The organism is Flavobacterium antarcticum DSM 19726, assembly GCF_000419685.1.
In the GTDB taxonomy this organism is placed as follows: Bacteria; Bacteroidota; Bacteroidia; order Flavobacteriales; family Flavobacteriaceae; genus Flavobacterium; species Flavobacterium antarcticum.
In genome coordinates this window covers 152998-165604 of record NZ_ATTM01000006.1, presented here as the reverse complement: position 1 = coordinate 165604, position 12607 = coordinate 152998, and the positions used below count along the sequence as shown (strand labels likewise).

Genomic DNA, 12607 nt, shown 5'->3' with positions numbered 1-12607 from the left:
GGAAATAGGCTTTTGCAACATTAAACTTTATATTCGCTATAAGAGTAGATTTATACTCATTCCTAATTTAGTTCAAATTTGAAATTACTACAAAATATTTCCATTACGATTGTATTTCTTCTAATTTCATATCTAGGTTTTTGTCAAGAATCAAGCAGCACTGATTTTCAACGGGAGAACTTTGAAAAAGCAGAACTTGCATTAAAAAATAATCTTGGTAGGGAAGCCCTAATGTATTATGAGGCCGTACGCCGCTTCGAGATCACCAATGAATTAGAGTTAAAATCTAAAAATAAAATAGACTCATTACTTCCCATTTATCAAAAGCAAGAAGCAGAAAAATGGATAGGCACATGGTACTTGAAGAATTTTAAGTCAGAAGATTTTCGCTACGAAAAGATAAAATTTTCACGAACACAACTGTTTTTATATCTTAAGAAAAATGACAAAACTGCAACAAGGATCGAAAAAATAAATCATACTCAATTTAGTGGTAGAGGAGTAGAATTCTTTTTACCGATCAACGTTCTGACTTTTGCAAACAATGAGAAGTGGCGCTTTACTGTAGAAATAAAATCAGATGAAATCCGACTTTTTCCAACTAATATATATGATGTTGTGATGGATCATAGACTTTATCTTCGAGACCCAGTTGAACGACAAAAGGCTTTAGCTGAAGAGATTCGGAGTTATTATGTGCTGCAGAAATAATGCTTTTGCACTTTTTTAATTTTCTTATTATTCATTCCACATTGCAAATAGTTCCAATTTTATGAATTCGTTTTATTACAAAATAAGTTAGCGGCTTCTTTATTCCGGCAATACCTTAATTCCAAGAAGTAATTTAGTATTTTTACACCCTTAAACTAGAACTATGTCTGTAGCCAAAAAAGATTACAAGAGAATTACGACCAAATCATTGATTGAAATGAAAGCCAATGGTGAGAAAATTTCAATGTTGACGGCCTATGATTTTACAATGGCCCAAATTGTAGATCATGCTGGAGTGGATGTAATTTTAGTGGGTGATTCAGCTTCTAACGTGATGGCGGGTCATGAAACTACATTGCCTATTACTTTGGACCAAATGATTTACCACGCTTCTGGTGTAGTTCGAGGCACTTCTCGTGCTTTAGTAGTGGTTGATTTACCTTTTGGTAGTTACCAATCAGATCCTAAAGAAGCATTGCGTTCTTCCATCCGAATCATGAAGGAAAGTGGTGGACATGCAGTCAAAATGGAAGGTGGAAGTGAAATTAAAGATTCAATTAAGAAAATATTAAATGCCGGAATTCCCGTAATGGGACATTTGGGTTTAACGCCACAATCCATTTATAAATTTGGTACGTATACGGTTCGTGCGAAAGAAGAGGAAGAAGCAGATAAATTAATAGAAGATGCTAAAATGCTGGAACGCATCGGTTGTTTCTCCTTAGTTTTAGAAAAAATTCCTGCGGCACTTGCTACAAGAGTTGCTCAAAGTATATCGATTCCCGTTATTGGTATTGGAGCGGGTGGAGGAGTAGACGGTCAAGTTTTAGTGATTCACGACATGTTAGGGATGAATAACGAATTTAATCCAAGGTTCTTGAGACGCTATTTGGATATGTTTGACCAAATGACGAAAGCGATAGGCAATTATGTAGCTGACGTAAAATCGAGCGACTTTCCGAACGAAAAAGAGCAATACTAAGTAGTTCGTACTCATCGATTAAATTACTCATGAAAGTACTTTCTGATAAAAAAAACCTACAAGTTTTATACGAGGACAACCACATTATTGTGGTTAATAAACGGGTAGGCGATATTGTGCAAGGTGATAAAACCGGCGATCAACCTTTGAGTGAAGTCGTCAAAGAATACATCAAAGAAAAATACAGTAAACCAGGTGAAGTTTATCTTGGTGTGGTACACCGTTTGGATCGACCTACGACAGGAATTGTGCTCTTTGCCAAAACTTCAAAGGCATTGACGCGATTGAATGAGATGTTCAAAAACCGCGATACTGCAAAAACGTATTGGGCTGTTGTGAAAAATGCACCTGAAGTACCTCAAGCCACTTTAGAACATTACCTCAAAAGAAATTCTAAAAACAATACTTCAAAAGCACATACTAAAGAAGTTCCTGAAAGTAAATCGGCGCGATTGGATTATAAAGTTATTTACCAATTGACCAATTATACGGTGTTAGAAATAAATTTATATACAGGAAGGCACCATCAGATTCGGGCACAGTTAACGGCTATTGGTTCACCCATAAAAGGCGACTTAAAATACGGTTTCAATCGGAGTAATCCGGATGGTGGAATTCACTTGCATGCGCGAAAATTAGCATTTATTCACCCGGTTTCAAAAGAGTCAATTTCTATAATCGCTCCATTACCTGATGAAGCGACTTGGAACAATATCAAGCTTTAATTATAAGAATACATAGAATTATTATGTTAAATTTATAATAAATTAATTCATTTTTATATCTTTGAGTACTAAAACGATATATTATGAAAAAAATTACTTTATTAGCGTTAGTGCTTTTATCATTAAACGCCTATTCTCAAGAACATTTTTCTGGAATAACTACTTCAAAACGAGTCGGTATTTTAAACGGTCACGTGAATCCTTCCGAATTTGCCAACTTAAGCAGCACGTACGAAATACAACTATTTGCACTTAGTGTCAATGTATCTAATAATAAGGTTGGATATAAAGATCTTGTAAAAGGCGAAGACATTGAAAGTTTGCTTTTTGATGGAAAGGAAAATGTCAACTTTGATATGAACGCTGCTATTTTTGGACCTGCGTTTGGGATGAGGTATAAAAAATGGGGATTTGGAATCAGCTCAAAAGCATTTATAAAAGCAAGTATTATTGATCTGGATTCCGACCTAGGAAACGCGTTAATTAATGACAACTTGAATTCTGTCAGTGCCATTACGAATATTTTAAGTGATGAAAACCAAAGAGTCAATGCAACAACTTGGGGAGAAGTAGGCATTTCTGCTGCTCGAAATGTTTTTGAAACCGAAAGCCACAGAATTAATGCTGGAGTTACTTTAAAATTTTTATTTCCAGGTTCTTACGCAAATATTGGTTTGAATAAATTTAACGGAGACATTAGACAAGATAGCAATGGACTGAGTTTGACGAATGCAGCATCAACTTTGAATATTGCCTACTCTGGTAATTTTGGTGCTAGTTTCAGCGAAACAAGTGATTATTTCAAATCGATCTTTGGAGGCTTAAACGGATTTGCAACAGATTTAGGAGTTGATTACCAATGGTTGAAAGAGGATAAAACGTACCGATTAAAAGCCGGTGCTGCATTTAGAAATATTGGTTCCATGACTTTTTCAGGAAGTGATAATGTGTCAGAACGTTATGCTTTAAATATTCCAAACGGAGATCCCGGTCTGAATTTAAATGAATTTGAAAATGCAGAAGGATTGGAAGGCGTTAAAGACGTATTTAACAATCACCCGGAATATTTTTCAAGTACCAGTTCAAAAGATAAATTTAAAGTAAAACTTCCTGCCGTTTTCAATTTGTATGCAGATTACCAAATTGTAGAACGACTATCAGTAACTGCGTTTTGGCAACAAAAAATGGGTGATGAAAAAGCAGATAATCAGGTAAGTACACAAAACATGTTCACAGTGACGCCTCGTGTGACCTTTGGTGTATTTGAAGCTTTTTTACCTATAGGGAATAATGAAATTTCGGGTGGAACAGTAGGCTTTGGATTTAGAGTAGGTGGTTTTTTCTTAGGTTCAAATTCTATTCTGAGTGCGGTAACGAGTGACAGCAAACAAGCGGATGCCTATTTAGGATTCCGTTATGGATTCAAATAAAAAACGTTGGTTAATCCATTTTTAAAAATTAAATTGCAGTAAAATGCTAAATTTTTAAAAATGGATTATTCACATTTGGTCGAAAACAGAAAGAAAACACTCATAAAATTATTAAATCGGATTGATTTTTACGAAAGTGAAATTATAGATGCCTTGTACAAAGATTTCAAAAAACCTCCTTTTGAAGCATTTGTCACTGAGATTAATATTGTTCGTGACGATTTAAAATACATCATAAAAAACATGAAAAGTTGGGCAAAACCTGAATGGGTTTTGCCTTCTTTATTAAATTTTCCTTCAAGCGATTATATTTACCGTGAACCATACGGAAAAGTACTGATCATTTCTCCTTGGAATTATCCTTTTCAGTTGGCTTTGTCGCCTGTTATTGCGGCATTTGCTGCGGGAAATCAAGTTACATTGAAGCCGTCTGAATTAACTCCGAATACGTCTTCGTTGTTGTCAAAAATCATTCGGGAAACATTTGATATTCAAGAAGTAGTCGCTGTTTTGGGCGATGCAGAATTAGCAAAAAGTTTATTAGCAAAGAAATGGGATTACATTTTTTTTACAGGAAGTGTGAACGTAGGTAAAAAAGTGTACGAAGCAGCGGCAAAACATTTAACTCCTGTTACCTTAGAGTTGGGTGGAAAAAATCCGTGTATCGTAGACGAAACAGGTTCGATTGCTTTGAAAGCGAAAAGAATAGTGTGGGGAAAATTTATAAATGCGGGACAAACGTGTATCGCACCTGATTTTATTCTTGTTAAATCAGAGGTAAAAGACGAATTTTTAAAGCACGTCATTGCCGAAATTAAAAAAGCATACGGTGATGATCCACACTTGTCGCCCGATTACTGCAGAATTATTAATAAAAATAATTGGCAGCGACTGACTCGTTTATTACAAGATCAAAATGTACTCTACGGTGGAACTAGCGATGAAGATGATTGCTATCTTGCTCCAACAGTCGTTGATCAACCGAGTTTAAAAAGTGAATTGATGAAAGAAGAGATCTTTGGACCTCTGTTGCCTATTTTGACCTATGCTACTTTTGATGATTTAAAACGAATAATTTTACCAATGGAAAAACCGCTTTCACTGTATGTTTTTACAGAAAACAGCCATTTTAGAGAACGCTGCATTCAGCAATTTTCTTACGGTGGCGGTTGCATCAATGACAGTATCATTCACTTTGGCAATCACCGTTTGCCTTTTGGAGGCGTTGGAAATTCCGGTATCGGAGCGTACCGCGGTAAACGTAGTTTTGACACTTTTTCCCACCAAAAAACCGTTGTTAAAAGGAAAAATTGGTTGGACATTCCATTTCGATATGCACCTTACGGTACAAAGTTGAAAAGACTTAAACAAATATTAAAGTGGTTGTAAAAATATTTCTTTTTTCGTGTAACAATTCACTGATTTGAGACACTTATAGGTAAACCATTAAAAACAAAAGATAGAGATGAAAACTACGTTACAACGATTAGAAGAAATAAAAAGGAACGGTTACCTACTGGATTTAGGAAATGCCATAAATGAAATTTTTGAAAATTATAAAAAAATAGCACTGTTGTGTGGAGCCGTAATTTTACTAGTAGGGGTTGCGGCAATCGTAATTTTTGGTGGATTCGCTGCTATGTTTGTGGGCGTTGCGGCATTGACACAAACTTTTACCGATTTAAGTCAAGGCGTGGCGATGTCTTCTACTTTTTTGATATTGAACTTGGTAGGAAGTGTAGTTGCAGCTGGTTTGTTATCACCTATTTCAGCGGGATTTATTCAAATGGCACACAATGCAGCACATAACGACGATTTTGACTTTGGAACTGCTTTTATGCATTATAAATCAGCACATTTTAAAGACTTGTTTCTTGCAGCTGCTTTTATTGCATTAGTAGGTTCCGGTTTTAGTACATTTATTCAAATTTTGACTATTAGCAATCCCGATGGATTTTTAATAATTGGAACTGGTATTGGTTGGTTGATTTCTGTACTCGTACCCATATTTATGTTGGCCTCTGTACCTTTAATTATTTTCGGAAAATTATCCGCTATTGAAGCGATTAAAGGAAGTTTGACCATAGTTTCTAAAAACTTTTGGACCATTCTTTTGTTGTCAATTGTGTTCTCCATATTTGCGATGCTTGGTTTAGTAGCGATTTGTATTGGTATTATTTTTACCATACCTATTTACTATTCAATGCAATATGTAATTTATAAAACGGCTATGCCAATTGAAGAAGTCAATGAGTTAGACGAGATTGGACAGAAATTTTATTAATGCATTTTGACTAATTTAAAAAAGACCTTTATATTATTTATAAAGGTCTTTTTTTTGTTCACAATATATTTTGTAATTTGGTTATAGATTAAAAATGCGTACCAATTAAATGCTGTATTTTTACGACTAATTTCCATTACTAAAACAGTATTACAGATGATCGTTTTTACCTCTTTATCACTTACTAATGTTGCCCTATTGGTAGTGATGGTATTTGCTGTTCTTGTCATTATATTACTTTTACGAAAAAACTTCAAGCAGACTTTACAAGCGAAACTGCAGAAATTAGATCCTTCCAGTAAAAAATATAAAGATATTATTTACAATGCGGTCGACATTATTTTTGAAACCGATGCGGATGGCAAGTTTGTGTTTGTGAATGATTTTACCATTCAACATTTGGGTTATTCGATGGAGGAAGTTTTAGGTAAATCTTTTCTAGATTTTATTGACGACAGTCATCGAAGCAGGATGTTGCTTTTTTACCAAGATTTGGTACAGCGAACAAATGATTTTCCCTCAATTGACTTTCCAATCATTAAAAAGGACGGCTCTCAAATTTGGGCTTCTCAAAAAGTAATTATTCACAGAGATAGTAATGAAGTAGTTACAGGTTACTCTGGAATTGTGCGAGATATTACGGTCGTGAAAAATTTAGAATCTAAAGAAAAAGAACGGTTAAAAAAGATTGAAAAATTTAATACAACAATCAATTACCTTTCTACTTCTAACTTTTCACACTTTGAAAACTTTAACGGGGTGTTGCAATTGATCTTGAAACAAACGGCTTTAGCTACGCAAACCAGTGTTGTGAGTTATTGGAATTATCAAAACGAAGCGCTTTCTAGCCAAACAAGTTATTATTTAGGGACTGATGAGGTCCACGTTAAAGTGATTGATCACAGCCAGTTTTTAAAGATTAATTTTGAACTTTTAAAACAGGAAAAGCTAATTATCATTCCTGATGTTAAAAATGATACCACCGGTTTTTTAAGAGATTCCACACAAGTGAGTGTAGAGATTAACGCTATGTTAGTGATGGCGGTTTTTCACAATGGTGTCATTATGGGCGTTTTGTGTCTTGCAAATAAGGACGTAGATCACAAGTGGGATCCGGAAGACTTTAATTTCATTCGGACCATTATTGATTTTATTTCGTTAGGTCTAGAATTGCAGTTGCGGTTAGATACGGAACGAACCCTTAAATACAGGAGTCAAGTGTGGTCGATTGTTTCAAAAGCGACGGAACAATTTCTGCTTTCTAAAAGTCCTTTTGAAATTTTTACTGAAATTTTCCCTGCAATAGGCAAGGCCACGAATGTAGACCATATTTATTATTATGAAAATGATATGGAAAAAGAGCTCATTCGTCAAAAATACAAATGGGGTCGCAATAAAATAGAACTTCAAATTTCACCTTTACGCACATTTTCATTCGATGATTTTAAAGAGATTGAAAGTTCGGCAAAAGAGAAGAAACCTTTTTTCTCGTTTACACGGAATCTCGAGGCGGGCGTTTTCAAGAATTTATTAGTAGAAAATGAAATTAAATCAATTGTAATTTGGCCTTTATTTCTATACAATCAATTTTCAGGTTTTATAGGATTTGATTCGTGTACCGAAGAACGAACATGGACCGAAGACGAAATTAATATATTTCAAGTCTTGGCAAATAATATATCTTCAGTAATTGAACGAATTACGAATGAAAACCTTGCAAAACAAAGCGAGGAGCGCTTTCGACTTTTGGCAAATAATATTCCGGGAACGGTTTATCTGGCAAAATTTGATGAAAAGTGGACTAAAATTTATTTGAACGATGAAATAGAGAAATTGACGGGCTATACTAAAAATGTCTTTATTGATGGCGATAAAAGTTTTTCAGACCTTATCCATGAAGAAGATAGACCTGAGGTCATGAAATTTGCTAGAGAAAAAATAGCTGCAGGAGAACCTTTGCACAACACCTATCGCATCATTAGAAAAGACAACAGTATTGCATGGGTTGAAGAATTTGCAGATGTAATTTGGAACGAAGATAAAATCGAATATATTGAAGGTTTGTTCATTGATATTACCGACAAAAAAGAGGCAGAATCAGCGATTATCGAGAAAGATTTAGCACAATCTGCAAACAAGGCAAAGTCGGAATTTCTGGCTAATATGAGTCACGAAATCAAAACGCCGCTCAATGGAATTATTGGTTTTACAGATTTGCTGATGCAAACGCAACTTGACGGCCAACAACAAAGTTACATGAAAACGGTGCACCATTCCGCCACTACTTTACTAGGAATCATTAATGATATCCTTGATTTTAGTAAAATTGAAGCTGGAAAATTAGAGTTGGAATTACAGCCCGTTGTTTTAGAAGATTTATTAGAATCCATTAAACACGTGATTCGTTTTGATTTAGAACGTAAAAATTTGACTTTAGAAATTTCCATTCAAGATGAAATTCCTAAAACGGTACTTTTAGATGTGGTTCGTGCAAAGCAAATTTTGCTTAATTTAGTAAGCAACGCAATTAAATTTACAGAGAAAGGAAAAATTTCAATTGTAATTGAATGTAAGGAGCAAATCAATTCACATACGCAGAAAATTCGGTTTTCGGTAATTGATACTGGAATTGGTATTTTACCCGTTAATCAGAAAAAGATATTTGAACCGTTTTTGCAAGAAGACAATTCAATTACTCGAAAATATGGAGGGACAGGTTTAGGATTGACCATTACGAGTCAGTTGCTCCAATTGATGGAAAGCAAATTGAAAGTGAAAAGTAAACCAGAAAAAGGCAGTACTTTTTATTTTGATCTCATCGTTACTGAAAAAATGGATTTAGATTATGAAGTATCTACCGTTGATAAAACGCTGATGGAGTACGATACTTCGGATTTAAAAATTAAAATTTTAATTGCAGAGGACAATTCAATTAATATGTTGTTGATTAAAACCATCCTTAAAAATTTATTTCCAAAGGCGGAATTATTCGAAAGCCATAATGGACTTGAAGCGGTTGCTAAATTTAAGGAATGCCAACCTGATTTAATTTTAATGGACATTCAAATGCCGTTGTTGAATGGAATTGAAGCGACGAAGCAGATTCGAGCACTTGGCCACGATATTAACGTGCCGATTATTGCTTTAACTGCAGGAACGATGAGGGAGGAACGCGACCTTTGTTTTGCCTCAGGAATGAACGATTTTGTTTCAAAGCCTGTTGTAAAAGATACTATAAAAGAGGTCATTTTAAAATGGAGAAACAGCCATAAAAATTAGAAACTTCGTATTATTAATACAAAAAAGAATTACTAATAAACTATAAAATTGTAAAGATATGAAATGGAGCGGTAGAAGAGAAAGCGGAAATATGGACGACCGTCGCGGTATGGGTTCGTCCGGAAAGGTAATTGCTGGAGGTGGTGTAATTGGTGTAATTATTCTGCTAATTAATTTATTTGGCGGATCTGATTTGCAAAATTTAGCACCCGTTTTAGAACAATTCAATAACGGTTCAGAACAAACAACCGAACGTGAATTAACGGCGGAAGAAAAAGAGCAAGGAAAATTCATGAACGCTTTATTGGTAGATAATGAAGATGTGTGGACCAAAATATTTCAGGAAAATAACCTGTCGTATGTGGAACCACAAATGGTATTGTTCAGCGATCGCGTACAAACAGGATGCGGAACGGCGAGTGCGTCGTCAGGTCCCTTTTATTGTCCTGCGGATCAAAAAGTATATATGGACTTGCGATTCTTTGACGAGTTGAAAAGTAAGTTTGGAGCACAAGGAGGTGATTTTGCAGTTGCTTATGTTTTAGCACACGAAATAGGTCATCATGTGCAAACACTGATGGGAACTTCAGGGAAAGTACGGCAAATGCAAGAAGGAATGAGTCAATCGCAAGCCAATAAACTTTCTGTAGCTTTGGAATTGCAAGCTGATTTTTATGCTGGTGTGTGGACTCATTACAACCAGAAGATGAATCAGATTTTAGAGGAAGGTGATATTGATGAAGCTTTAAGTGCTGCAAACGCTGTGGGTGATGATGCCATTCAGAACAGAGTACAAGGTGAAGTGGTTCCGGATTCGTTCACGCACGGAACTTCAGAACAACGTAAATATTGGTTTATGAAAGGGTATAAAACGGGTGACATTCGTCAAGGAGATACATTTAATAACGCGAGATAGTTTAATTTTTGTTTGAAAATCGGAATACTAGAACATTTGAATAAAATGGTGTAAAGCTTTTTCTTTTTAATTTGGTGAAATTTGTTTCAACAAAAAAAGCTATATCATGAAACACGAACTTACTAAACTAGAAAAATTTGAAAATAGTGATAACCACTTGATCACTATTATTACGATTAGCCAAGCAGACGAATCTGAAGTTGTAGATGAAGAACTGATGGATTTCGATTTTGATTATGATCCAAATGAGATGTATTACGCTTTATTAAATGAAGATTAAAACCAAAACGTATAACCAATAAACTAAATTACTATGAACGGATTATTCAAAACATTAATCGCAGGCTGGGGAGCTAAAAAACTAGGTGGCGGTTGTCTCGGAACAATTGTCGTATTTATAATTATTTTTTACCTACTGGGATATTTATAAAAAAGATACGCTCTAAAAAAAAAATTGCCATAAAAAAATGCCTCTAAATTAATTATTTAGAGGCATTTTATTTTTGTTAGAAGAAGGTTATTTCAACATCAACTCTCTGATGTATTTTACTGGAGCGCTTCCGTAACTTAAGAATTTCTCGTGAAATTGCTTTAAGTTGAACTTAGCTCCGTCTTTCTTTTTTAACTCTTCTCTAAAGGCATAGATTTCTGTATATCCTGTGAAGTAAGAACACAATTGCACTTGCGATAAGGTCGCGCGTTTCCATTTTCCTTCTGCTTCTGCATTTTGCTGAAAAGCTTCTTTTGTTAGTAAATGCAAGGCTTCTTCTTTCGTCATGTTTCTAGTGTGAACACTGTTGTCTAAAATGGTATTGCAAACTGTTCTCAAGTTCCATTTATAATACATCAACCACATTTCATCTGAGTTTTTATAGCCACTTTCAAGCATCATTCTTTCCGTATAAACGGCCCAGCCTTCAATCATTGCTCCATTACCCAAAATAGATTTGATGATACTTGGCGACTGATTTGCATAAACCAATTGGGTATAATGTCCTGGAATTGCTTCGTGAATGTTTAGAATTTGCAAAATAAAATCGTTGTATTCTCTCAGGTAGCTTTCTGAATCTTCCTTTGACCAACCGGACAAACTTCCCACATTATAATAGGTATTTGCGTTTTTATCATACGGTCCAGGTGCTGAAATTGAAGCTCCAGCAACTCCTGCCATGTAATCCGGTTCTTTCCGAACTACTAAAGGTTTTGAGGGATCAATATACAGTAAATCTTTCTCTTTAACGTAGTCTACTAATTCAGGAATTTGCTTTTCAATTTCACTTTGAAAATTTTCTGGAGTGGTGTGTTGCAAAGAAATTTTATCAATCACTTGACGAATTACCTCTAATTTGTTTGTTGGTTTTGTGGTTTTTGGAAAATATTTCGGCCATAATTTATTAGCAAGCGTGAACATTTTGCCATGTAAAATTTCTTTTTCGTTCAAAGCTTTCTGGTAAATTTCTTCGGCAGAATAACCCGATTGAATGTCTAAATCAAATTTTTGTGCATATAATTCTTTACCTAAGCGAAAAGAACGCGGTGTTGCATGGTCCATTTTTTTAAGAAAATCAGCATAATTTTCAATCGCTTGGATTGCCTTAGCTGCTTTTTCTAATGTAGCGTTCTTCTTTTCATCCGACCAATTGCTTTTGGCCAAAGCAGCTTTTAAATCATCGTTAAAAACTGACAATCCACCTAGATTTTGTGCAATCGCTAATTGGGTATGTTCAATGGTTGGATTTTTAAGATTTCGTGCCGCTGCTTCATAATAAGCAGGAATGTTCGTCATTTTCAAATCAAAATCACGCAACCTGTTTTCGAGTGTATCGTAATTGCCATTTAAAATTTCAGCGAAAGCCCCACAAACATTATATTGAGATGGATTCCAAGTGCCTGATTTCATTTCGTTAATTGAAAAGAGAAAGCTGTTCATCAGATTTTCCATCATGTGAACATCTGTTTTATTGTTGTCCGAAAGCTGATTTAGAGGATAATTTTTAAGCGAATCCAATTGGCTTTGCGCAAATTTCATCTGGATGCGGTCGTTTTCATCCGTAGGAATTAATAAGATGCTGTCGTAGTTGTGAAAGCCTTGGCTAGAAGACCATTCCGGACTAATTTTCCACAATTCGTCGATGAAAAAGGTTTTGTACTGATCAAATTTTGTGTCTAATTCAGCAGTTGTGGTCGCATTTTCTTTTTTGTTGCACGAAAAGAAGAGTAATACTAGAGAGAGCGAAAGAATTGATTTTTTCATTATTTTACTGATTTTGGAAGGCTAAA

General features: G+C 35.0%; 10 protein-coding genes. 9 read left to right on the top strand and 1 reads right to left on the bottom strand.

Translation table 11 applies throughout. The features are described 5' to 3' along the window. Positions 1–78: 78 nt before the first annotated feature. The 9 genes from YWA_RS0111640 to YWA_RS15695 all read left to right on the top strand — a co-directional run bounded on the left by YWA_RS0111640 (position 79) and on the right by YWA_RS15695 (position 10607). Positions 79–711 (top strand): hypothetical protein, encoded by a 633-nt coding sequence (locus YWA_RS0111640; RefSeq protein WP_022828687.1) that lies wholly within the window; start codon positions 79–81, stop codon positions 709–711. A 163-nt stretch (positions 712–874) separates the two neighbouring features. Beyond that, positions 875–1693, top strand: coding sequence for a 3-methyl-2-oxobutanoate hydroxymethyltransferase (gene panB / locus YWA_RS0111635; protein ID WP_022828686.1), 819 nt, complete (start codon positions 875–877; stop codon positions 1691–1693). 29 nt (positions 1694–1722) lie between these two features. Further along, positions 1723–2418 (top strand): RluA family pseudouridine synthase, encoded by a 696-nt coding sequence (locus YWA_RS0111630; protein WP_022828685.1) that lies wholly within the window; start codon positions 1723–1725, stop codon positions 2416–2418. 83 nt (positions 2419–2501) lie between these two features. Then, positions 2502–3848, top strand: coding sequence for a hypothetical protein (locus tag YWA_RS0111625; protein WP_022828684.1), 1347 nt, complete (start codon positions 2502–2504; stop codon positions 3846–3848). A 60-nt stretch (positions 3849–3908) separates the two neighbouring features. Beyond that, on the top strand, positions 3909–5237 hold the full coding sequence (locus YWA_RS0111620; RefSeq protein ID WP_022828683.1) for an aldehyde dehydrogenase: 1329 nt from the start codon (positions 3909–3911) through the stop codon (positions 5235–5237). 76 nt (positions 5238–5313) lie between these two features. Next, complete coding sequence (locus YWA_RS0111615) at positions 5314–6132, top strand: hypothetical protein (RefSeq protein WP_022828682.1); 819 nt, start codon at positions 5314–5316, stop codon at positions 6130–6132. A gap of 156 nt (positions 6133–6288) precedes the next feature. After that, a complete protein-coding gene (locus YWA_RS15415) occupies positions 6289–9411 on the top strand; it encodes a PAS domain S-box protein (RefSeq protein WP_084683062.1) in 3123 nt (1040 codons plus the stop codon). A gap of 58 nt (positions 9412–9469) precedes the next feature. Next, on the top strand, positions 9470–10327 hold the full coding sequence (gene ypfJ, locus YWA_RS0111600; RefSeq protein WP_022828679.1) for a KPN_02809 family neutral zinc metallopeptidase: 858 nt from the start codon (positions 9470–9472) through the stop codon (positions 10325–10327). A 106-nt stretch (positions 10328–10433) separates the two neighbouring features. Then, the gene (locus YWA_RS15695; protein WP_022828678.1) at positions 10434–10607 is read left to right on the top strand and encodes a hypothetical protein; all 174 of its coding nucleotides are present in this window, start codon (positions 10434–10436) and stop codon (positions 10605–10607) included. A 237-nt stretch (positions 10608–10844) separates the two neighbouring features. Here the strand turns inward: YWA_RS15695 and YWA_RS0111590 are convergent, their stop codons facing one another. After that, entirely contained in the window at positions 10845–12581 is a 1737-nt protein-coding gene (locus YWA_RS0111590; RefSeq protein ID WP_022828677.1) for a DUF885 domain-containing protein, read from the bottom strand. Positions 12582–12607 lie beyond the last annotated feature (26 nt).

Coding starts and splice junctions, on each gene's coding strand:
- ypfJ (WP_022828679.1), top strand. CDS start 9,470: ATGAAATGGAGCGGTAGAAGAGAAAGCGGAAATATGGACGACCGTCGC.
- YWA_RS0111625 (WP_022828684.1), top strand. CDS start 2,502: ATGAAAAAAATTACTTTATTAGCGTTAGTGCTTTTATCATTAAACGCC.
- YWA_RS0111590 (WP_022828677.1), bottom strand. CDS start 12,581: ATGAAAAAATCAATTCTTTCGCTCTCTCTAGTATTACTCTTCTTTTCG.
- YWA_RS15415 (WP_084683062.1), top strand. CDS start 6,289: ATGATCGTTTTTACCTCTTTATCACTTACTAATGTTGCCCTATTGGTA.
- YWA_RS0111615 (WP_022828682.1), top strand. CDS start 5,314: ATGAAAACTACGTTACAACGATTAGAAGAAATAAAAAGGAACGGTTAC.
- YWA_RS0111630 (WP_022828685.1), top strand. CDS start 1,723: ATGAAAGTACTTTCTGATAAAAAAAACCTACAAGTTTTATACGAGGAC.
- YWA_RS0111620 (WP_022828683.1), top strand. CDS start 3,909: ATGGATTATTCACATTTGGTCGAAAACAGAAAGAAAACACTCATAAAA.
- YWA_RS15695 (WP_022828678.1), top strand. CDS start 10,434: ATGAAACACGAACTTACTAAACTAGAAAAATTTGAAAATAGTGATAAC.
- panB (WP_022828686.1), top strand. CDS start 875: ATGTCTGTAGCCAAAAAAGATTACAAGAGAATTACGACCAAATCATTG.